Below are 20,231 nucleotides of genomic sequence, written 5' to 3'. Positions count from 1 at the left end.
GGCCTGACAGCGAGAGGGTGATTGTCGTTCCCGACTTCCAAGCGATCCTTGCGGAGCGTCGTGCGAAGTGGCCGTGGTTCGACCACACGGTGCGTGCTGCGTCGCGCTATCAGTCTCAGAAGGGCGATTACTACGCCGCCGGGATGACGTATTTCAGCGTCCTGGCATTGTTCCCGCTACTGATGGTGGCGTTCGCCGTCGCCGGCTTCGTGCTGGTCGGCCATCCCGAATGGCTCGACGAGATTCGCAAGCAGATCACCGACAACATTCCCGGAAGCCTCGGCGACACGGTCAATTCGCTCGTCGACACGGCCATCGAGTCGCGCACCAGCGTCGGCATCATCGGTCTGCTCGGTGCGCTGTACGCGGGACTCGGCTGGGTGGCCAACCTGCGCGCCGCATTGACCGCGATGTGGGAGTCGACGCACGAGCAGGGCGGTTTCCTGTCGACCAAGCTGCGCGACTTCGCTGCTCTGCTCGGGCTCGGTCTCGCGGCGGCGGTGTCGTTGGGACTGTCGGCGCTGAACGGCAGCGGCGTCATGCGTGGCATTCTCGAACTCGTCAAACTCGACAATGCGCCCGGCGTCGGGGTCTTCCTACGCATCGTGTCGGTGGTTCTGGCCATCGTTGCATCGTGGTTGGTGTTCACCTGGGTCATCTCGCGGCTGCCCCGCGAGCCCGTTCCGTTCCGCAGCGCCTTGAAGGGCGGCCTGTTGGCGGCCGTCGGATTCGAGATCTTCAAACAGATCGCGGCCATCTACCTCGCGTCGGTGACGTCCGGCCCAGCGGGAGTGGTGTTCGGCCCGATCATCGGTCTGCTTGTGTTCGTCTTCACGACGTCGCGGTTCATCCTGTTCGCCACCGCTTTCGCGGCCACGACCCGGGAGGCGTTGGCGTTGGCATTCGTTCCGCCACCGGATTCGGCCGTGATCGCACCGCGTCTCGAGGTCAACAACGGACCGACGGTCAGGGGCGGACTCGCTCTGGTCGGCGCGGGTGCGCTTGCCGTCGTGGGTCTGGGAGGGTTCCTCGGCCGACGGCGCTGAACCTCATGGTCGTCGACTGAGTCGGCGCGCACCGATCAGAAGGGCCAGGACGACGATGCCTCCGACCACGCCGATTCCGATGCGGAGCGCAGTCGTGTCACTGCCACCGTCGTCGGCCGCGGTGGCTCGCTGGGTGGCGTTGTCAGGTGGGGCAGCCAGGGTCGGGCTCTGCGGCGTCGGACGCGTACTGCTCACGGCGCCCACCGAATTCGCGTCGACCAGCTCAGCGACGCTGGTGCCGGGAGCCGTCGCGAATCCGTAATCGAGAAGCCGAGCAGCCTGTTCCCATGGGCGGATCGGCAGGACGTCGCCCTTCATGATCGTGACCGCGAGCCGTCTGCCACCGCGTTCCGCGCCTCCGACGAACGTCTGACGTGCGTCGTCGGTGTAGCCAGTCTTCCCTCCCAGCGCTCCCTCGTAGTTGTAGAGCAGTGGGTTGTCGTTGGACAACGTGAAGCCGGGGCGATCCTGATCGTCGGGAATCGTCGGGTCCTTGGGAAAGCCCGGAAATTCGACCGTCTCCGTGGAGATCAGTTGCGCGAACATCGGGTTCCGCATCGCTTCCCGGAAGAACAAGGCGAGATCGTATGCAGAACTGGACATTCCGGGTCCGTCCAGGCCTGACGGCGTCGCGGTGCGCGTATCGAGGGCGCCCAGTTCTTTCGCTTTCGCGTTCATCTTGGCGACGGTTGCCGCGTCGCCGCCCATCTGTGCAGCGAGAGCGTGCGCCGCGTCGTTGCCCGACGCCATGACGAGTCCCTGCATCAATTGGAAGTTGGTGTAGACGCCGTTCTTTCCGATGCCGACAGCGCTGCCCTCCGCATTGGCGTCGTCGGCAGTGGCGACGATCGTCGTATTCGGGTCGAGCTCGTCGAGAGCGACCAATGCGAGCAAAATCTTGATGGTGCTCGCCGGTCGATAGCGTCCGTGCGGATCCTTGGCGGCAATGACGTCGCCGGTGTCGAGATCGGACAGAACCCAGCCGGTCGCCGAGATGTCGGCCGGTAGCGGACCTGCACCGTCGGGAGTGATCGTGCCGCACGCGGCCAGAGCGTCCCCGCCGACTGCCTCCGCGGGGACCGGAAGGGGCTCCGGCGTCGGATCGCCGGGTGCGGGGACTTCGGACAGATCGATCGCCGGGGGAGGCGACGCCGCGTACGGGCAGTCGTCGGTGTTCGGCGTAGTGAACGGCGTGGTGGTCGTCTCGTTCGGAGGCTGGACCGGAGGTTGAGCAAGTGCCGGTCCGCCGCCTGCGAACAGCAGCGCCGTAGCAGTCAAGGCCGCTGCCGCCCGGAAAATCGTTCTCATCGCGAACTACCCTAGGACTCGGAGTTCGGTGTATGCCGCCGACTCACCGAACCTACTCCCCAGGGCTACGCCTCGTGCGCGCGAATGTATAGCGGGCTATACATTCGCGCGCACGAGGGGGTGTCAGCTGTTTTCGGGGAATCCGAGGTTGATGCCGCCGTGGCTGGGGTCGAGCCAGCGGCTGGTGATGGCTTTGCCGCGGGTGAAGAAGTGGATGCCTTCGGTGCCGTGGGCGTGGGTGTCGCCGAAGAGGCTGTTCTTCCAGCCGCCGAAGCTGTAGTAGGCCATGGGGACGGGGATGGGGACGTTGATACCGACCATGCCGACCTCGACTTCGTTCTGGAACCTGCGTGCTGCGCCGCCGTCGTTGGTGAAGATGGCGGTGCCGTTGCCGTAGGGGTTGTCGTTGATCAGTTGGAGGGCTTCGTCGTAGCTGTCGACGCGGACGACGGACAGGACGGGTCCGAAGATTTCGTCGGTGTAGATCGACATGTCGGTGGTGACGTTGTCGATCAGGGTCGGTCCGAGCCAGAATCCGTCTTTGCCGCCGTCGGGCTGGACTTGGCGGCCGTCGACGACGATGGTGGCGCCTGCTGCTTCGCCTGCGTCGACGTAGGAGGCGACTTTGTCGCGGTGCGCCTGGGTGACGAGGGGGCCCATGTCGGAGTTCTTGGTGCCGTCGCCGGTGACGAGGGGGGTGGTGCGTTCGACGATTTTCGCGACGAGGTCGTCGGCGATGTCGCCGACGGCGACGAGTGCGGAGATGGCCATGCAGCGTTCGCCTGCGGAGCCGAAGCCGGCGTTGACCATGGCGTCGGCGGCGAGGTCGAGGTCGGCGTCGGGCAGGACGATGGCGTGGTTCTTCGCGCCACCCAAAGCTTGGACGCGTTTACCGTTCGCGGTGCCGACGCTGTAGACGTATTGGGCGATGGGGGTGGAGCCGACGAAGGAGATCGCTTTGATCTTCTTGTTCTCGAGGAGTTCGTCGACGGCGAGCTTGTCGCCTTGNTTCTTCGCGCCACCCAAAGCTTGGACGCGTTTACCGTTCGCGGTGCCGACGCTGTAGACGTATTGGGCGATGGGGGTGGAGCCGACGAAGGAGATCGCTTTGATCTTCTTGTTCTCGAGGAGTTCGTCGACGGCGAGCTTGTCGCCTTGCAGGACGTTGAACACGCCTGCGGGCAGGCCTGCTTCGGCCCAGAGGTTCGCGATCCAGATGGAGGCGGTGGGGTCTTTTTCCGACGGCTTGAGTACGACGGTGTTGCCGGCGGCGATGGCGACGGGGAAGAACCACATCGGGACCATGGCGGGAAAGTTGAAGGGGGAGATGATGCCGACGGGGCCGAGGGGTTGGCGGATGGAGTAGACGTCGACTTTGGTGGAGGCGTTCTCGGTGAAGCCGCCCTTCAACAAATGCGGGATGCCGCAGGCGAATTCGACGACTTCCTGGCCGCGGGAGATTTCACCCAATGCGTCGGAGAGTACTTTGCCGTGTTCGGCGGTGATGATTTCCGCTAACTCACCCTTGCGTTCGTTCAGGAGTTCGCGGAATTTGAACAGGACCTGCACGCGCTTGGCGAGGGAGGTGTCGCGCCAGGCGGGGAACGCGGCTGCGGCGGCGTCGATGACGGTGCGGGCATCGTCCAGATTGGCCAGTGCCAGTTGTCCGGTGACCTCGCCGGTAGCGGGGTTGGTGACCGGTGCGGTGTTACCGGAGGTGCCGGCGAATTCCTTGTTGTCCAGCCAGTGGCTGATCACGTTGCTCATATCCGTCCTTACTTCTTGAACTTTGCGATGTACTCGTTCATCGTCTTCAGCTGGTAGCGAGACACTTCGTGCGCGTTCTCGTTCTCTCCGAAGACGCTCGACACCATCACGGTGTCGTCCTTGTCGTAGAAGCCCAATTCGCCCAGGCCGCCGAAGAATTCGTTCCAGTTGACGTCGCCGTCACCGATCTTCAGGTGCTGGTGGACGCGTACTGCGTTTCCGGGCGGGTTGGTGATGTAGCGCAGGCCGTGCGAACGGTGGTGGTCCATCGTGTCGGCGACGTGCACCAGGCGCACGAGATCGCCTGCGGTGCGCAGGATTCCGGGCAGGTCTCCGCCCATGTGGAACTGGTGGCACGCGACGACGACCATGCCGAAGTTCTTCGAATTGATGCCCCGGATGACGCGAATGGCCGCCTGGCCGTCCTCGACGAAATCGTCCGGGTGCGGATCGATTCGGACGTCGATGCCTTCACGCTCGACGATCGGAACGAGTTCTTCCATCGAACGGTAGAAGGCGCGCTCGGACTCTTCGGCCTTCTCCGGGCGTCCGCTGAACTCGGTGTTCATGACGTTCACGCCGAGGTCGACGGTGATCTGGATGGCACGCTTCCAGTACCGTACGGCTGCTTCGCGGGCGTCCTCGTCCGGGCCGGACCAGCGCAGCACGGGCAGCACCGAGGCGATGCCGACGCCGGCGTCCTTGCAGGCCTTCTTGAACTTGGCGACCAGGTCGTCGTCGGCCTTCGGGTGGTTGAAGAACGGGATCATGTCCACGTGCGGCGTGAGCTGCAGGTACTCGTAGCCGAGGTCGGCCACGACACGAGGCAGCTCCAGTAGCGAGAAATCGTGGTGGAACGGGGTGGGATCGAGTGCGATCTTCATCGTGTGGAGATTCCTGTCAGTTTCCGGACGGACGGAGGAAGGGGCGCTGGATCTTCTTCCACTTCTCGTAGGTGGCGTACGCGGTCTGCGTCGACTCGAGCGTGGAGGTCGCGCTGACCGGGACGTCCCACCACGACTCGGAGTCCGGAGCCGCGATCAGCGGGTCGGTCTCGACGTGGATGACGGTGGACGTCTCGCTCGCCTTGGCGGCCTTGACCGCGTCGGTGAACTCGGAGCCGTTGTTCACGCGGACGACCTCGACGCCGAGGCTGGCTGCGTTGGCAGCGAGATCCACAGGCAGCTTGTCTCCCTGCAGGCGGCCGTTCTCCGCGCGGTAGCGGTAGTCGGTGCCGAAGCGCTGCGAGCCAAGGGATTCCGACAGCGAACCGATGGATGCGAATCCGTGGTTCTGCACGAGGATCATGATGATCTTGACGCCCTCCTGCACGGCGGTGACCAGTTCGGTCGCCATCATGAGGTAGGAGCCGTCGCCGACCATGATGAACACGTCGCGATCGGGCTCGGCCATCTTGGCGCCGATGCCGCCGGCAACCTCGTATCCCATGCAGGAGAAGCCGTACTCGACGTGATAACCCTTGGAATCGCGTGTGCGCCACAGCTTGTGGAGGTCACCGGGCATCGATCCTGCAGCGCAGACCACGACGTCGCGAGGATCGGACAGCGTGTTGGCCAGACCGATCACCTGGTTCTGGTTCAGTGGTGCCGACGGGTCTTCGATCTTGTAGACCGACGCCACCGTGTCGTCCCACTCCTGTGCGAGTTCGCTTGTACGCGTGCGGTATTCGGACGGAACAGTGTAGTCGCCCAATTCGACCGCAAGAGCCTCCAGCGCTTCGCGAGCGTCGGACACGACCGAGATGCCGCCCTGCTTCACCGAGTCGATCGACGCGACGTTGATGTTGACGAAGCGAACGTCGGGGTTGTTGAACGCGGTGCGCGACGCGGACGTGAAGTCGCTGTAGCGCGTGCCGATTCCGATGATGACGTCGGCTTCGGTGGCGAGGGCGTTGGCCGACGTCGTACCGGTCGAGCCGAGAGCGCCGACGGACTGCGGGTGGTCGTACTTCAGCGAACCCTTGCCCGCCTGGCTCTGGCCGACCGGGATCCCGGTCTTCTCGCAGAACGACGCCAGCGCGTCGGTCGCGCCGGAGTAGATGACGCCACCGCCTGCGACGATCATCGGCTTCTTCGCCGTACGGATGACCTCGGCGGCACGGGCGATGACGGACTTCTCCGGCAGCGGGCGTGCGACGTGCCAGGTACGCGGTGCGAACAGCGACTCGGGCCAGTCGAACGCCTCGGCCTGAACGTCCTGCGGGATGGCGACGGTGGCCGCGCCGGTCTCGACCGGATCGGTCAACACACGCATCGCACCGAGCAGAGCGCCGGGCAGCTGCTCGGGACGCCACACGCGGTCGAAGTAGCGCGAGAGCGGCTTGAACGAATCGTTGACCGTGACGTCGCCGCTGGACGGAAGTTCGAGCTCCTGCAGCACGGGTGCGCTCGCACGGGTGGCGAACGTGTCGGCGGGAAGCAGCAGCACGGGCAGGCGGTTGATCGTCGCCAGCGCGGCGCCGGTCAGCATGTTCGTGGAGCCGGGGCCGACGGAGGCCGTGACGGCCCACGTCTGCAGGCGGTCCTTCTGGCGTGCGTAGGCGACGGCGCTGTGCACCATGGCCTGCTCGTTGCGCCCGAGGACGTAAGGCAGTTCGGGGTCGGTGCCTGCTTCGACGGCGTCGATCTCGGCCTGCAGCAGCGCCTGGCCGAGGCCGGCGACGTTGCCGTGTCCGAAGATGCCGAACGCGCCGGCGAAGAACTTGGTGCGAACGCCGTCACGCTCCACGTACTGGTTCGCCAGGAACTTGACGGTCGCCTGGGACACCGTGAGACGAACTGTGCCCTCGGTGTTTTCGGTCTTGCTCGCCGAGATCGGCGCGGTGGACACCACGATCATGCTCCTTCGGATGCGGTGTTGGTGGAAGAGCTGTGGAGGGGCAGGCGCGGATCGACGGCCTGGTCTGCCCAGGTGCCGCGGATCCAGGTGTGCTCGGGATCGTCGACGATGTTCCAGGCCCGTTCCTTGCCCGGTCCGGCCATGACGTTCAGGTAGTACATGTGGTACCCCGGGGCTGCGACGGACGGGCCGTGGTAGCCGTGCGGCACCAGCACGACGTCACCGGTGCGGACCTCTTCGAGCACCTCGATCGGACGCTGCGGTGTGCCGTAGACGCGGTGGTAACCAAATCCGTTGCTCTGGTCAGGTCCCGGCGCGATCTCGAAGTAGTAGATCTCCTCGAGAGCGGACTCGTGCTCGGTGTTCTCGTCGTGCTTGTGGCCGGGGTACGACGACCAGTTGCCGCCGGGAGTGATCACCTCGCACGCGATGATCGAGTCGGCCTCGAACGTGTCGGCGGTACCGAAGTTGTGGACCTGTCGGCTGCAGTTGCCCGCGCCGCGCAGTTCGACGGAGATGTCGGCTGCCGGAACGTAGCGGAACGGCAGCTTCTTCTCGGCGCGGGCGCCGCAGAGAGCGAACCGTCCGCCGTCGGTGCTGGAGACGGTGTAGGCCGAATCCTTTCCGACGTAAGCGAAGTCGGACGGGCCGTCGAACACCGATGCACGGCCGGCGAGCTCGAACTTCGTGCCGTCACTGGTGACCGTCGCCGAACCCGACAGCGGCACGACCATGATCTCGTCGGGGCCTGACGACAGATCGACGGACTGCCCTGCGGCGAGAGTCAGTGTCCAGAGGCTGGATTCGGTCCACCCCGCGGATTCGGGCGTGACGACGACGTCGAAGCCGTCCTTGGCTCCGTCGCCTGCTGCGATGTAGTACTCGGAGTTCATGTCACCTCACCATGTTCACTGCGGTCGCGACGGCGGCTGCGACGTCGCCGTCCTTGGGGTACAGCAGGGTGCGTCCGACGATCAGACCGCGCACGGCCGGGATCGCGAGCGCGTTCGCCCAGCTGGCGAAGGTCTCTTCCGGAGCGGTCTGCGGGTCGCCGCCGAGAAGAAGCGTCGGGAGCGTCGTGGCGTCCATGACGCGTTCCATCTCGTCGACGACGGGCAGCTTCATCCAGGTGTACGCGGACGTGGATCCGAGGCCCTGGGTGACGTGAATGGACTTGATGACGGCGTCGGTGCTCAGGTCGTTCTTGACGCGTCCGTCGACACGGCGTGACAGGAACGGCTCGACCATGGCGATGAGCTGACGCTCGGCGAGTTCGTCGATGGCCTGGGCGCAGGCGGTCATCGTGGACAGCGTGCCCGGGTCGTCGAGTGCGATGCGGGTCAGCATCTTCGCGCCGTTCATACGCGCCTTGGCCGTGGCGGCTGCGGTCGCTGCGGTCATGCGGTCGTCGAGCTCGAACGACGCGCCTGCGAGGCCGCCGCGGTTCATCGACGAGAACACGACCTTGTCCTCGAGAGCGCCGAGGAGCACGAGGTCGTCGAGGATCTCGGGGGAGGCGAGGACGCCGTCGACGCCGGGGTTCGCGAGTGCGGTGCGCAGCCGGTCGAGCAGCTCGGTGCGGCTGTTCATCGCCGTCATGTTCGAGCCGACGGACAGCGCGCCACGGGCAGGGTGGTCGGCGGCGACGATCATGAGCCGGCCGTTGCCTCGAATGGTCTCACGCGTCGTACGCGTCGCCCAGGCACGCTCGATGGCCTGCGGATCGCTTGCGCGGATCGCGGTGACCTCGGCGTAGCTGGATGCAGCGGGTGCGGGGGTCAAGGTGGTCTCAGACATTCACGGACTCCGTAGCAGCCTTGTCGGCGAGTTCGGCGACCTCGGTCGCGGTGGGCATGGCGGTGGAGCACTCCAGGCGCGAAGCGACGATGGCGCCTGCCGCGTTGCCGTAACGGAGAATCTTCTCGAGCGGCCACTCGGCGAGCAGGCCGTTGCACAGCGATCCGCCGAAGCTGTCGCCTGCACCGAGGCCGTTGACGACGTCGACGAAGTTCGGCGGCACGGTGACGGTCTCGTTCTTGGTCTTGCCCATGACGCCCTTCGGGCCCATCTTGACGATGGCGAGTTCGACGCCCAGGTCCAGCAATGCGTCGGCAGCCTTGTTCGGATCGGTTTCGCCGACGGCGACCTCGCACTCCTCCTTGTTGCCGACGGCGACGGTGACGTGCTGGAGCGCCTTCTGGACCTGCTCGGTCGCAGCGGCGGTCGTCTCCCAGAACATCGGACGGTAGTCGAGGTCGAGGACGGTCAGCGGTGCGCGGCCACGAGCTTCCCACGCGGTGAAATGCGCACTGCGGCTCGGCTCTTCGGACAGGCCGGTGACGGTAGACCAGTACAGCCGTGCGTTCTTGACGGCGTCGACGTCGATGTTCTCCGGACGGATCTGCAGGTCCGGTGCCGACGGCTTGCGGTAGAAGTACAGCGGGAAATCGTCGGGCGGGAAGATCTCGCAGAAGGTGACCGGGGTGGCGAACTGCGAGTCCGTGACGACGAAGCGGTTGTCGACGCCCAAGCGAGCCAGTTCGCCTGCGACGTAACGCCCGAAGGGATCGTTGCCGACGCCCGAGATCAGTGCCGACTTCCGTCCGAGGCGTGCCGCGGCGACGGTGACGTTCGCCGCGCTTCCTCCGAGGAACTTGCCGAAGGACTCGACGTCCTCCAGACCGACACCGGTCTGCAGTGGGTAGATGTCGACGCCGCTGCGCCCGATGGCGAGGACGTCGAAGGCCGTGGTCGTGGCATCGGCTGAGGTGCTCAAGTTCGACTCCAAAGGTGTTTGGGGACTGACGGTCGAGAGGTTCTGAGGCAGGGGCTGTCGCCTACTACTGTGCTGCAGGCCACATGTCCATGTCAAGACTTTGTCCTGACATTCTTACTTCCAGTCATGCTGATGTTAGTGTTCGCCTACACTTCCGATCAAGCCGGGCTGTAGATTTACCGCCCCCGAGGAGATACGGAGCCGGACAGTGACTGCTTCCAATGCGTCGACGTCGGATGCGCCCACGAGCGGCGCGAGTTCGACGGTGGCCACACCGCTGTCGGTCGAGCTCGATCGAGGCAGCCCGGTTCCTCTGTACTTCCAGTTGGCGCAGGCGATCGAGTCGGCCATTCTCGGCGGGCAGTTGGCCCCGGGAGATCGGTTCGAGAACGAACTGGCACTTGCCAAACGACTGAATCTGTCACGTCCGACCACGCGTCGTGCAATTCAGGAACTCGTCGACAAGGGACTGCTGGTCCGTAAGCGCGGTGTCGGCACTCAGGTCGTCCAGAGTCCGGTGCATCGACCCGTCGAGCTCACCAGTCTCTTCGACGACCTCGCGCGCGCCGGGCAGAGCCCGTCGACCAAATTGCTCGACTACCACGTCGGGACGCCGTCGGAAGAGGTCGCACGCGAACTCAACATCTCCGCCGACACCGAGATCGTCACCATCCGCAGGCTTCGCAGCACCAATGGAGAACCGTTGGCGCTGATGGCGAATCACCTGCCGTCGTCGATCGCGCCCGATCCCGACGAGCTCGAACATCACGGCCTCTATCAGTCGCTGCGGACGAGGGGCGTGCACATCCGCCTCGCACGCCAGCGGATCGGAGCCAAGGCCGCCGACCGCGACGAGGCGCTGCTGCTCGACGAGAAGTACAAGGCCCCGCTGCTCACGATGCACCGCACGGCGTTCGACGACTCGGGGAGCGTCGTCGAATTCGGCTCGCACGCCTACCGTGCGTCGCGGTACTACTTCGACACGACGGTCGTCGATCGCTGATCCTTGCCGCATTCTTCGGCATCGATGGTCCGTGGCATCCGACAGACAGTTGCCGTGGACCAACGATGCGCGGGAGTCATGGCCCCGGAGTCAGGGCCCGGGAGTCATGGCGCCGGCGGGGCCGTCGACCCGCGCACCTGAATCGCGGGTGGCACCAACGTCAGCGAGCCGGGGCGATCCGGGTCGGCGATGCGATCGACGAGCGCCGTCGCGGCTCGCTCGCCGACTTCGATCGTCGCGTTCTCGACGCTTGTCAGCCGGACGTGGCGTAGCTGAGCGATGGACGTGTTGTCGTAGCCGACGATCGACACCTGCTGCGGAATCGACAGTCCGCGTTCCTGGCAGGCGGTCATTGCGCCGATCGCGACGATGTCGTTGACGGCGAAGATCGCGGTGGGACGCGTCCGTCCGTCGAGGATGCGCGAGCAGGCCGCGTGGCCTGCGTCCTCGGTCATGCCGCCGGGCTCGACGCGAATGTGCCGCTTCAGGCCGTGCGAGACCATGGCGTCGTGATAGCTCTGCGCTCTGATGTCGGCGACGGCCCCGGTTCCTGCGATGTGGGTGATGCGTCGATGTCCCTGTGCGACAAGGTGTTCGACGGCCAAGCGGGTGCCGAGTTCGTCGTCGTTGGCGACGACGTCCACGCCCGGGAAGTCGAGGTCGCGGCTGGCGACGACGACCGTCGGAATCAGCGCTGCTGCTTCGGCGATGGCAGGCGTCGGCCGTCGGGTGCCGACGAGAGCCAGACCGTCGAGGCGGAGGTCCATGAAGCTGCGGACGAACGATTCGTCGGAACTGCGATCGAGACGACCGTCGGCGAGGAACATCTTCAGATCATGTTGCTGCAGAATCGAAGTCATGCCCTCGAGGCAGTCGACGAACCATGGGTTGCGTAGGTCGTTGAGGAGAACTCCGACAATGTGTGTGCGATTCTGCGTCAGGCTGCGCGCGCTGAGATTGGGGCGGTAGCCGAGTTCGCGGATCGCGTCCTCGACAGCCGCGCGCTTCTCCTCGCTCACCGAGCTGGATCCGCGGAGAACAAGGGAGACAAGCGATTTGGATACACCGGCGTGCGCTGCGACGGTACGAATGGTCGGCTGCGCCACGTTCGTGTCCCTTCTCGGCGGTGTCTTCGTCAGACGCTAGCAGGGTCGGTGTTGACACGTCGGCGTCGTGTGGCGCAGACTCTAGTACAGATTGGACCGGTCCAAAACCGTGTTCGGATCCCGGACGTTCAGTATTCGTGAGGAGACAGATCCAGTGAGTTCATCGCAGAACATCCGTGTGGGTGTCGCCGGCTTCGGCTGGATGGGCCGCGTGCACACGCAGGCCTACGCGCGCATCCGCCACCACTATCCCGAACTCGCGCTGACTCCGGTGCTCGCGTCGGTCGCCGACGAGGTGCCCGGCCGCGCCGACGACGCTGCCGCGCAGTTCGGCTTCGAGACGTCGACCACCGATTGGCACGACATCGAGAAGGACTCGTCCATCGGCGCAGTGTCGATCACCGCCCCGAACTTCCTGCACCGCACCATCGGTACCGCGATGGTCGAGGCAGGCAAGCACATCTGGATCGAGAAGCCGGTCGGCCTGTCCGAGGACGACGCCCGCGCTGTCGCCGTCGCCGCGGACAAGGCAGGTGTGCAGACCGCAGTCGGCTTCAACTACCGCAACGCCCCGGCCGTCGAAGAGGCGAAGGCACTGATCGAGGCCGGCGAGATCGGTACCGTCACCCACGCTCGCTTCCGCTTCTTCAGCGACTACGCGGCGCACCCGGACGGCGCGCTCAGCTGGCGCTTCGAGCGGGCACGCGGCGGCAACGGTGTGCTGGGCGATCTCGCGTCGCACGGCGCCGACCTGCTCTGGTACCTGTTGGGAGACATCGACTCTCTCGTCGCCGACACCGCGATCTTCGTGCCGCAGCGTGCGAAGCCGACGGGCGCGACCAGCGGTCATGCCCTCGCGACCGGTGGCGAGCTCGGACCGGTGGAGAACGAGGACTACGTCAGCAGCCAGGTGCGTCTGGCATCGGGTGCGCGCGCGACGCTCGAGGCGAGCCGCGTGTCGGTAGGGGAGCAGAACGCGTACGGCTTCGAGATCCACGGCACCAAGGGTGCTGTCTTCTGGGACTTCCGACGCCTCGGCGAACTGGGCCTCTGCGTGGGTGACCGGTACCAGGATCAGCCGGTGTCGACGATCTTCGTCGGCCCGAAGCAGGGTGAATACGGCGCGTTCCAGCCGGGATCCGCGTCGTCCATGGGCTACGACGATCTGAAGGTCGTCGAAGCCAAGCGATTCCTGCAGTCCATCGCCGACGGCAAGCCGGTCGGCGCGACGATCTGGGATGCGGTGCGCAGCGCGCAGGTGCTCGACGCGATGACGCGCTCGGTCGAGTCGGGGAGCTGGGTGAAGCCGGGCGCCTGAGCGGGCGACCCGAGATCCCCCGTACGCACATGCGCACGGGGGAGCCGAACCTCAGCGGGGCGACATTCCGGCGGCGCGGTACGCGTCGTCGATCATCGCCATGTTGTCGACGGCGTCGTCGAGCCCGATCGGCAGGGGTGTCCCGTTCTGCAGGTGATCCGCGAACGCCTCCAACTGATACGTGTACGACGACCGCGTGCCGAGATGCTCGACGCGGGTGTCGGATCCGACCGTGACGGTGACCCGGTCGTCCTTGTTGGGCTTGATGTAATCGTGCGCGAACGCCTCGCCTTTCGACCCGATGACACGGAGCGTGAACAGGTGGTCCTCGTCGATCATCGAGTTGCGGGACACAGCTGTTGCGCCGCTGGGGAATTCGAGTTCGACATCGATCGATTCGTCGACGCCCGGGAATCGTTCGACGGCCTTGGCTGCGCCGATGGTCGGTGCGCCGCCCGCGAATCGGCCGAAGGCCCGCAGCGCATGCAGGGCGTAGCACCCCAGATCCATCATCACGCCGCCTGCGAGGTCGAGCGACCATCGTAGGTCGCCCGGCTCCGGTGCGGGCATGCGCATGACGACGTCGATATGGCGGAGGTCGCCCAGTGTGCCGTCCTCGACCACCTGCAGCAGTCGCTGCGTCACCGGATGGAACAGGTAGTGAAAGCCTTCCATCACAACGACATTCGCTTCTCGGGCGGCTTCCGCGACGGCGAACGCCTCCGCGCGATCGCGCGCGAAGGGCTTCTCCGTCAGCACATGTTTGCCCGCCTCGACCGCCGCGAGGTTCCACGGCGCGTGGAGGGAGTTCGCGAGCGGGTTGTAGACCACGTCCACTTCGGGATCGTCGATGACGGCCTGGTAGGAGTCGAGAACCCGCTTCACACCGTACTTCTCGGCGAACACCTCGGCACGCGTCCTGTCGCGTGCAGCGCACGCGACAAGACGGTGTCCGAGAGTGTTCGCCGGTTCGACGATCGCTTCTTCGGCTATGCGAGACGCGCCGAGGACGCCGATCCTTAGTTGATTCACGCCGACGAGGCTACCCGGGCTTCCACGACGCTTCTGAGGTAGGAGACGCTGGAAATGACGTCGGACACAGGTCCGGCGCCTGCGGGCTCCTCGGCGAGGATGGTGTCCTGCTCGAGCACGAACCAACCGTCGAAGCCCGCGTCGAGCAGCTCGTTCACCACGCGCGCGATGTTCACGTCGCCGGTCCCGAGCGGGGTGTACATGCCCTGCGCGACGGCCTCGGTGTAGGTGAGTTCGCCGGCTTGTACGCGCGCGGCGAGGGCGGCGTCGACATCCTTCAGGTGCGCGTGCGTGATGCGCGACGCGTGTGCCTCCACCAGGTCCAGCGGATCGGTGCCGCCGATGAGGAGGTGTCCTGTGTCGAGGCACAGCGGGATGGTCGAGCCGTTCAGGACGCGGTACACCTCGTCGCGCTTCTCGATCATCGTGCCGACGTGCGGGTGCAGCACGGCGCGGATGCCGCGTTCGGCCGCAGCTTCCTGCAGACGATCGAGGTTGCGCAGCAACGTGTCCCATTGTGCGTCGTCGAGTTCGGGACGCGAGTCGTAGCCGTCTGCGCCGGTCGCCGCGGCGAGGACGAGGACCTCGGCCCGGGAGGCGATGAACGCGTCGAGAAGCGGTGCGATGCCGGGAACGGGATCGTGATGCGCGTGGTGCAGCAGCACCGGTGCGAATCCGCCGACGGACTTCAGGCTGTACTTGTCCAGCGTGGCGGCGAGCTCGTTCGGATCGGCGGGCAGAAAGCCCTCGGGGCCGACCTCGGTGGCGGTGAGCCCGGCGTCGCGCATCTCCGTCAGGACGCGGTCGGAGTCGATCTGGTAACCCCAGCCGGGGACCTCGCAGACACCCCAGGAAATGGGTGCGCCTGCAATGCGGATGTCAGCGGAAGTGGTCACAGTCGTACCTCGTCGATTCGCACCGGGCGGTGCTGTTGCAGGGACAGGGTCGCGGCCTCGGCGATGTAGGCCACTTCGAGCGCATCGCTTGCGGTGCAGGGAGATTCGATGCGGCCGGCCGCCATGTCGACGAACGCGCCGAGTTCGACCTGGTACGCCGACGTGAAGCGGTCCATGAAGAAGCTGTGCGGCGTACCGTTCGGGAACGTCGCTGCCGCTTCGAGATTGCGTACGGGGACCTGCTCATCCCAGCCCGCGACGACGGCGTCGGCCGAGCCGTGGACCTCGAGGCGGCAGTCGTAACCGCGTGCGTTGTAGCGCGTGTTCGACACGACGCCGATGGTGCCGTTCTCGAACGTGAGCGTCGCCGTGGCGGTGTCGACGTCGCCGTACTCGGTGAACGCCGGATCGCCCTGGTTGGAGCCTGCCGCGTAGACCTCGGCGACCTCGTGACCGACGATCCACCGCACGATGTCGAAGTCGTGGACGCTGCAGTCGCGGAAGATCCCACCGGACACGGCGACGTAGTCGAGCGGCGGGGGAGCAGGGTCGAGCGTCGTCGAACGCACGGTGTGCAACCAGCCGAGTTCACCGGCGTCGACGGCGGTCTTCGCCGCGGCGAATGCGGGTGCGAATCGGCGGTTGTATCCGATCTGGACCTGGACGTCGCTCGACTCGATGGCCTGGACGACGGCGAGGCTCTCGCCGGGTGTCGCCGCGAGCGGCTTCTCGCAGAAGACGGGGATTCCCGCGTCGACGCAGGCGAGCACCAGCGACGCGTGTGCGGGCGTCGCGGCTGCGACGACGACACCGTCGACGCCGGATTTCAGAAGCGCGTCCGCGCTGTCGACGGCCTTGGCGTCGAACTTCGCGGCGACGGATTCGGTGACGGCGGGTCGCTCGTCGGTGACGACGAGGCCGTCGACACCTGCCAACGTGCTCAGTGTTTCGGTATGGAATGCGCCGATGCGGCCGAGGCCGACGACGCCGATGGTAACGCCCATCAGTGTGGTCCTCACAAGGGAAAGAAGAAATTCGGGTACACCGAGTCTGACGGCGTCCTGCCGTACTATCAACCGGCAGACACCATCAAAAACGCCTCAGGAGGGCGCCCGTGGCGCATCGGTACAAGGTTCGCGAGATCGCGCAGCAGTCCGGTCTGAGCGAGGCGACCGTCGACCGTGTACTCCACGACCGTCCCGGCGTGCGCGCGAACACGAGAGCCGAAGTGCAGCAAGCGATTTCGGATCTGGACAAGCAGCGTTCGCAACTGCGACTGAACGGCCGAAAATTCCTGTTCGACGTCGTCATGCAGACCCCGGCGCGATTCTCGGCCGAGTTCCGTGCGGCGCTCGAGGCGGAACTCCCGATGCTCGCGCCCGCGGCCGTGCGATGCAGGTTTCACTTCAGGGAGACCGAGTCGGTGGCGGCGATGGTCGACACGCTGGGAAAGTTCACGGCCAGGGGATCACACGGTGTCATCGTCAAAGCGCCCGACGATCCGGACGTCGTCGCGGCGATCGACCGTCTCGTCGACCTCGGCATTCCGGTGGTCACCTACGTGACGGACGTGCCGGCGAGCAAGCGTCTCGACTACGTCGGAATCGACAACCGTGCAGCCGGGGCGACGGCAGCATATCTCGTGGACAGTTGGCTCGGGGACTCCGACGCGTCGGTGTTGATCATCTTGACCAGCAACATCTTTCGCAACGAGGGGGAGCGCGAGATAGGGTTCCGCAGCACGTTGCGCTCGCTCGGAGGCGAACAGGGCGACCCCAATCGGCGTCGCGTCGTCGAGATCACCGACAGCGAGGGGCTCGACGAGACCGTCGAGAAGCTCGTCGGCGCTGCGTTGTCGGCGCATCCGGACATCGAGGCGGTCTACTCGATCGGCGGCGGGAACACCGGTGCCGTGCGCGCTTTCGAACGTGCGGGTCGTCGCTGCCGGGTGTTCGTCGCGCACGACCTCGACAGCGACAATCGGCCGCTGTTGCGGTCGGGTGCGTTGTCGGCCGTACTCCACCACGACCTCAGGGCCGATGCGCGGCGGGCGTGTCGGCTGTTGATGCAGGCGGGCGGCGGGCTCGACGGCATGGTCGACGAGCGGTCGCAGATCCATGTCGTGACCAGGTTCAATACGCCGGCGTGAACAACCACGTGCACGGAAATGCACAGAGGGCCATGTATTTCCGCGCACGTGCAGGTGCGCGCTAGCGCTGGAACGGCCCGCCTGTGATGCCGAGCTGCTCGCGGATGCTGTCGACGATCGCCAGCGTCTCGACGGCGTCGGAGATCGTGTGGACCTTCGACTCGAGCCGACCCTCGGAGATCGCACGGGCGGCGTCGACGGCAGCGAAGTGCAGACCGTCGACCTGTAGGCCCTTGTCCTCGCGGTAGACGATCGTCTCGCCACCGCGGATCGCGAGGGTGAACGAACCGGGCATGAAGAACGGGCCGTGGACGGTCAGCGTCGCGTCGCGACCACAGATCACGGCGACGGTCGGGGTGTCGCTCAGAATCGTCGTGTTCATGACGGCGTGGTTGCCGTCGCCGTCGGTCAGAATCGCGGACACCTGACCGTTCAGTTCGTCGTTGGCGGGCTGCCCGACGGCGGTGACCGACGTGGGCGCGCCGAGAACGAAGTGAATGAACGACGCGTCGTACGTGCCCAGGTCGAGCAGTGGTCCGCCGGCGAGCGAGGGGTCGTAGATGCGGTGGTCCGTCGTGAAGTGCTCACCGTGGTCGACGAGGACCGTGCGAACCGGGCCGAGCACGCCGCTCTCGAGGATCTGTGCGATCACGTCGAACTTGGGGAGGAACTTGGTCCACATCGCTTCGCCCGCGAACACGCCTGCGTCGGCGGCTGCGGCGCCGATCTCGGCTGCGCGGGCGGCGTCGACCGCCAGTGGCTTCTCGACGAGGACGTGCTTACCTGCGGCGATGGCAGCGAGCGCGCACGCGTGATGTTCGGTGTGCGGAGTTGCGACGTAGACGATGTCGACCTCGGGATCGGTTAGCAACGCGTCGTAGCTGCCGTGCGCGCGGGGAAGAGAGTGCTGCGCGGCGAACTCGTCCGCCCGTCCCTGATTGCGGGAGGCTACGGCGACCACCTGCTGCGTCGAGTACTTCTTCAGCGATTCGACGAACCGGTGAGCGATCCATCCTGGACCGAGGATTCCCCAGCGGAGGGAGGGTGCGTCCATCGGATCGGGGACGCGTGACCGTGGAATCGTCATCTGCAGTGCCTGTTCTCGAGAAAAGCTTCTTTGTTAGGACATTCGGATGTCATACTCAGGGCATGACTGTACGCGTTGGAATCGTCGGTGTCGGCGTTATGGGTGCCGACCATGCTCGCAAGATCAACGGCCAGATCTCGGGTGCGGAGGTGACGGTCGTCGCCGATTTCGACGCGGACCGCGCCAAGGCCGTCGCGGCGGAGATGCGCGACGCGACCGTTGCATCCGACGGCTTCGAGCTCATTTCCAGCGATGCCGTGGACGCGATCGTCGTCGCATCGCACGACTCCACGCACGCCGAGCTCGTCCACGCTGCCCTCGCCGCGAACAAGCCTGTGCTGTGCGAGAAGCCGCTGGCCCCCACCGCGCCGGAGTGCCGCGAGATCATCGCCGCACAGGGCGATCGGAACCTCATCTCGGTGGGCTTCATGCGCCGCTTCGACCCCGCGTACAACGAACTCAAGCGCGCGTCGACGCCCGAGCGCATCGGCGAGACGCTCGTCGCGCACTGCATCAGCCGCAACGTCGTTGCCGGGCCCGGTGATTCGGCCGCGACGATCACCAACTCCGCGATCCACGAACTCGACTGCATGCCGTGGCTGCTCGGATCGCCGATCACCGAGGTGAGCTGGCACGCGGGCCGTACGTCGAGGCACTCGGGGGTTCGTCAGGACCCGCAGATCATGTTGCTGCGCACCGAGTCCAACGTCCTGATGACGCTCGAACTGTTCGTGAACGCACGCTACGGCTACGACACGCGCTGCGAGATCGTCGGCGAAGAAGGCATCGCGCAGTTCGCGATTCCGGCGCACGTCATCGTCGACAGCGAATTGAAGCGGTCCATCGAGTACCCGCTCGATTGGGTTCCGCGCTACGCCGAGGCGTACCGCTACGAACTGCAGGAATGGGTCGACGCGATCTCCGAGGGTCGCCCGTCGACGCTGGCCACCGCCGAGGACGGCCTTCGGGCAGGTGTGGTCGCCGACGCGTTGGTGGTATCGATGAACTCGGGTGGCCGTACGGTCACCGTCGACTACTGATCGAAAGAGGTCTCATGACACCGACATTCACCCTCGCCGACGGAACACCCCTCCCTGCAGTAGGTCTCGGCACCGTCAAGGCCCACGGGGAGGACATGACGGCTACCGTCGGGTCCGCGTTGGACGCCGGTTACCGTCTGATCGACACGGCGCTCAGGTACGAGACCGAGGGTGGTGTCGGTGATGCCGTGCGCGCGTCGAGCGTCTCACGCGACGACATCCTCGTGACGACGAAGATCCCAGGCCGGCACCACGGATACGACGAGGCGAAGGAGTCGGTGAGACTCTCTCTGGCCAACCTGGGGCTCGAACAGATCGATCTTCTGCTGATCCACTGGCCGCTGCCGAAGGTCGACAAGTACGTCGACACGTGGCGGTCCATGATCGACATGCAGAAGGACGGACTGGTCAAGTCGATCGGCGTCTCCAACTTCACCGAGGCCCACCTGGACCGGATCGCGCAGGAGACCGGAGTGCTGCCCGTCGTCAACCAGGTCGAACTGCATCCGTACTTCCCGCAGGCCGACTTGCGGGCTTACCACGCCGAGCACGGCATCGTCACCGAGAGTTGGAGTCCGCTCGGTCGTGGATCGGAGCTGCTGAAACTGGCACCCATCGCGGATGCTGCTGCAGCGCACGATGTCTCGGCCGGACAGGTGGTGCTGCGCTGGCATCATCAGCTCGGTGCAGTACCGCTGCCCAAGTCGTCGAACCCGGATCGTCAGCGTCAGAACCTCGACATCTTCGGATTCGAACTGACCGACGCCGAGGTCTCGGCCATCTCCTCGCTCGAACGCGGCCGGATCTGGGATCAGGACCCCGACACGTACGAGGAGTTCTGAAC

18 protein-coding genes are annotated in these 20,231 nt (G+C 65.7%); 6 read left to right on the top strand and 12 right to left on the bottom strand.

The annotated features are described in order from the left end of the window. Positions 1-17: 17 nt before the first annotated feature. Positions 18-1,046, top strand: coding sequence for an inner membrane protein YhjD (gene yhjD / locus A3K89_RS17475; protein WP_068428326.1), 1,029 nt, complete (start codon positions 18-20; stop codon positions 1,044-1,046). A 3-nt stretch (positions 1,047-1,049) separates the two neighbouring features. Here the strand turns inward: yhjD and A3K89_RS17470 are convergent, their stop codons facing one another. The 7 genes from A3K89_RS17470 to iolC form a co-directional block, all read right to left on the bottom strand. Beyond that, the gene (locus A3K89_RS17470) at positions 1,050-2,354 is read right to left on the bottom strand and encodes a D-alanyl-D-alanine carboxypeptidase family protein (RefSeq protein ID WP_068428323.1); all 1,305 of its coding nucleotides are present in this window, start codon (positions 2,352-2,354) and stop codon (positions 1,050-1,052) included. A gap of 123 nt (positions 2,355-2,477) precedes the next feature. Beyond that, positions 2,478-4,121: a CoA-acylating methylmalonate-semialdehyde dehydrogenase gene (locus tag A3K89_RS26445; protein WP_254303566.1), complete on the bottom strand. Its 1,644-nt coding sequence runs from the start codon at positions 4,119-4,121 to the stop codon at positions 2,478-2,480. An 8-nt stretch (positions 4,122-4,129) separates the two neighbouring features. Next, entirely contained in the window at positions 4,130-5,005 is an 876-nt protein-coding gene (locus A3K89_RS17455) for a sugar phosphate isomerase/epimerase family protein (RefSeq protein ID WP_068428317.1), read from the bottom strand. A gap of 16 nt (positions 5,006-5,021) precedes the next feature. Further along, the gene (iolD, locus tag A3K89_RS17450) at positions 5,022-6,974 is read right to left on the bottom strand and encodes a 3D-(3,5/4)-trihydroxycyclohexane-1,2-dione acylhydrolase (decyclizing) (RefSeq protein WP_068429097.1); all 1,953 of its coding nucleotides are present in this window, start codon (positions 6,972-6,974) and stop codon (positions 5,022-5,024) included. Positions 6,975-6,976: 2 nt separating this feature from the next. Beyond that, on the bottom strand, positions 6,977-7,873 hold the full coding sequence (gene iolB, locus A3K89_RS17445) for a 5-deoxy-glucuronate isomerase (protein WP_068428315.1): 897 nt from the start codon (positions 7,871-7,873) through the stop codon (positions 6,977-6,979). Position 7,874: 1 nt separating this feature from the next. After that, complete coding sequence (locus A3K89_RS17440; protein WP_068428312.1) at positions 7,875-8,777, bottom strand: Cgl0159 family (beta/alpha)8-fold protein; 903 nt, start codon at positions 8,775-8,777, stop codon at positions 7,875-7,877. Beyond that, positions 8,770-9,756: a 5-dehydro-2-deoxygluconokinase gene (gene iolC, locus A3K89_RS17435; RefSeq protein ID WP_068429094.1), complete on the bottom strand. Its 987-nt coding sequence runs from the start codon at positions 9,754-9,756 to the stop codon at positions 8,770-8,772. Before iolC ends, A3K89_RS17440 begins: the two co-directional genes overlap by 8 nt. Before the next feature lie 265 nt (positions 9,757-10,021). On the opposite strand from iolC, the gene A3K89_RS17430 reads away from it, so the two are divergent. After that, positions 10,022-10,759 (top strand): GntR family transcriptional regulator, encoded by a 738-nt coding sequence (locus A3K89_RS17430; protein WP_068428309.1) that lies wholly within the window; start codon positions 10,022-10,024, stop codon positions 10,757-10,759. A gap of 104 nt (positions 10,760-10,863) precedes the next feature. Here A3K89_RS17430 and A3K89_RS17425 read toward each other — a convergent pair whose 3' ends face one another. Further along, positions 10,864-11,865 carry a LacI family DNA-binding transcriptional regulator gene (locus A3K89_RS17425; protein ID WP_068428308.1) on the bottom strand — a complete coding sequence of 334 codons (1,002 nt, stop codon included), beginning with the start codon at positions 11,863-11,865 and terminating at the stop codon, positions 10,864-10,866. 154 nt (positions 11,866-12,019) lie between these two features. Here A3K89_RS17425 and A3K89_RS17420 point away from each other — a divergent pair, with 154 nt between their 5' ends. After that, positions 12,020-13,183, top strand: coding sequence for a Gfo/Idh/MocA family protein (locus A3K89_RS17420; protein ID WP_302050738.1), 1,164 nt, complete (start codon positions 12,020-12,022; stop codon positions 13,181-13,183). A gap of 51 nt (positions 13,184-13,234) precedes the next feature. On the opposite strand, the gene A3K89_RS17415 is transcribed toward A3K89_RS17420, so the two are convergent. The 3 genes from A3K89_RS17415 to A3K89_RS17405 are packed head-to-tail and all read right to left on the bottom strand — an operon-like array spanning position 13,235 to position 16,115. Next, on the bottom strand, positions 13,235-14,215 hold the full coding sequence (locus tag A3K89_RS17415; RefSeq protein ID WP_068428306.1) for a Gfo/Idh/MocA family protein: 981 nt from the start codon (positions 14,213-14,215) through the stop codon (positions 13,235-13,237). After that, complete coding sequence (locus tag A3K89_RS17410; protein ID WP_068428305.1) at positions 14,212-15,111, bottom strand: sugar phosphate isomerase/epimerase family protein; 900 nt, start codon at positions 15,109-15,111, stop codon at positions 14,212-14,214. The genes A3K89_RS17415 and A3K89_RS17410 overlap by 4 nt, the downstream gene beginning before the upstream one ends. Continuing rightward, entirely contained in the window at positions 15,108-16,115 is a 1,008-nt protein-coding gene (locus A3K89_RS17405; protein WP_068428304.1) for a Gfo/Idh/MocA family protein, read from the bottom strand. Before A3K89_RS17405 ends, A3K89_RS17410 begins: the two co-directional genes overlap by 4 nt. Before the next feature lie 110 nt (positions 16,116-16,225). Between A3K89_RS17405 and A3K89_RS17400 the strand changes: the two genes are divergently transcribed. After that, positions 16,226-17,260 carry a LacI family DNA-binding transcriptional regulator gene (locus tag A3K89_RS17400; protein WP_068428301.1) on the top strand — a complete coding sequence of 345 codons (1,035 nt, stop codon included), beginning with the start codon at positions 16,226-16,228 and terminating at the stop codon, positions 17,258-17,260. Positions 17,261-17,321: 61 nt separating this feature from the next. Here the strand turns inward: A3K89_RS17400 and A3K89_RS17395 are convergent, their stop codons facing one another. Then, a complete protein-coding gene (locus A3K89_RS17395; protein ID WP_068428295.1) occupies positions 17,322-18,347 on the bottom strand; it encodes a Gfo/Idh/MocA family protein in 1,026 nt (341 codons plus the stop codon). Positions 18,348-18,409: 62 nt separating this feature from the next. Here A3K89_RS17395 and A3K89_RS17390 point away from each other — a divergent pair, with 62 nt between their 5' ends. Together A3K89_RS17390 and A3K89_RS17385 are read left to right on the top strand one after the other, a co-directional pair. After that, positions 18,410-19,387, top strand: coding sequence for a Gfo/Idh/MocA family oxidoreductase (locus A3K89_RS17390; RefSeq protein ID WP_068428292.1), 978 nt, complete (start codon positions 18,410-18,412; stop codon positions 19,385-19,387). Between the two features lie 14 nt (positions 19,388-19,401). Continuing rightward, complete coding sequence (locus A3K89_RS17385; RefSeq protein WP_068428291.1) at positions 19,402-20,229, top strand: aldo/keto reductase; 828 nt, start codon at positions 19,402-19,404, stop codon at positions 20,227-20,229. The last annotated feature ends 2 nt before the right edge of the window (positions 20,230-20,231 follow it).

The sequence above is a fragment of the Rhodococcoides kyotonense genome (assembly GCF_001645385.1).
GTDB lineage: Bacteria > Actinomycetota > Actinomycetes > Mycobacteriales > Mycobacteriaceae > Rhodococcoides > Rhodococcoides kyotonensis_B.
Note: the sequence above shows the minus strand (reverse complement) of the source record. Positions and strands in the feature narration are given on the sequence as shown.

Excerpts from the sequence above, each read along its gene's own strand:
- A3K89_RS17470 (WP_068428323.1), bottom strand. The coding sequence starts at position 2,354 with ATGAGAACGATTTTCCGGGCGGCAGCGGCCTTGACTGCTACGGCGCTG.
- A3K89_RS17455 (WP_068428317.1), bottom strand. The coding sequence starts at position 5,005 with ATGAAGATCGCACTCGATCCCACCCCGTTCCACCACGATTTCTCGCTA.
- iolB (WP_068428315.1), bottom strand. The coding sequence starts at position 7,873 with ATGAACTCCGAGTACTACATCGCAGCAGGCGACGGAGCCAAGGACGGC.
- A3K89_RS17440 (WP_068428312.1), bottom strand. The coding sequence starts at position 8,777 with ATGTCTGAGACCACCTTGACCCCCGCACCCGCTGCATCCAGCTACGCC.
- A3K89_RS17405 (WP_068428304.1), bottom strand. The coding sequence starts at position 16,115 with ATGGGCGTTACCATCGGCGTCGTCGGCCTCGGCCGCATCGGCGCATTC.
- A3K89_RS17395 (WP_068428295.1), bottom strand. The coding sequence starts at position 18,347 with ATGACGATTCCACGGTCACGCGTCCCCGATCCGATGGACGCACCCTCC.
- A3K89_RS17390 (WP_068428292.1), top strand. The coding sequence starts at position 18,410 with ATGACTGTACGCGTTGGAATCGTCGGTGTCGGCGTTATGGGTGCCGAC.
- A3K89_RS17385 (WP_068428291.1), top strand. The coding sequence starts at position 19,402 with ATGACACCGACATTCACCCTCGCCGACGGAACACCCCTCCCTGCAGTA.